We start from the raw sequence: 816 nt of genomic DNA, 5'->3' as shown, positions 1-816 counted from the left end.
CCCGGGAGCCCGCGGCCCGCCAGCGCGCCTTGCGCGCCATCACGGCCGACGCCGACCGCGCCGCCGAACGGGTGCGGCGCCGGCAGGCCAGAGTGCCGGTGATCACCTATCCCGACGAGCTGCCGGTCGCGGGACGCAGGGAGGAGATCCTCACCGCGATCCGCGAGCACCAGGTCGTCATCGTCGCCGGCGAGACCGGCTCGGGCAAGACCACCCAGCTACCGAAGATCTGCCTGGAACTCGGCCGCGGCGTGCGCGGGATGATCGGGCACACCCAGCCGCGGCGGATCGCGGCGCGCACCGTCGCCGACCGCATCGCCGAGGAGCTGGGCACCCCGGCGCCGCAGACCGGCGGTGGGGTCGTCGGCTACCAGACCCGGTTCACCGACCAGGTGCACGACGACACGCTGGTCAAGCTGATGACCGACGGCATCCTGCTCGCCGAGATCTCCTCGGACCGGGCGCTGCGCCGCTACGACACCCTCATCATCGACGAGGCGCACGAGCGCAGCCTGAACATCGACTTCATCCTCGGTTACCTACGGTCGCTGCTGCCGCGCCGCCCCGATCTGAAGGTCGTCATCACCTCGGCGACGATCGAGACGGGCCGGTTCTCGGCGCACTTCGGCGACGCCCCCGTCATCGAGGTCTCCGGTCGCACCTTCCCGGTCGAGGTTCGCTACCGCCCGTTGGTGGCGAGCCTCGACGACGACGACGACGAGAACGCCTACGCCGACGACGGCACCGGTACGGCGCAGCGCGCCACCGGCGGCGACACCGGGCGCGGCGACACCGGGCGCGGCGGGGGGGGCGGAC

The 816-nt window shown here is 72.9% G+C and carries 1 protein-coding gene; it reads left to right on the top strand.

The window, feature by feature from the left end; all coding sequences use genetic code 11:
* Nucleotides 1-816, top strand: an 816-nt coding sequence (locus tag MXD58_RS25980) for a DEAD/DEAH box helicase (RefSeq protein ID WP_250610368.1), incomplete at both ends; no start/stop codon positions are given.

The sequence above is a fragment of the Frankia sp. AgKG'84/4 genome (genome assembly GCF_023242965.2).
In the GTDB taxonomy this organism is placed as follows: Bacteria; Actinomycetota; Actinomycetes; order Frankiales; family Frankiaceae; genus Frankia.
The sequence above is the reverse complement of the archived record's forward strand: the minus strand, read 5'-3'. Positions and strand labels throughout refer to the sequence as shown.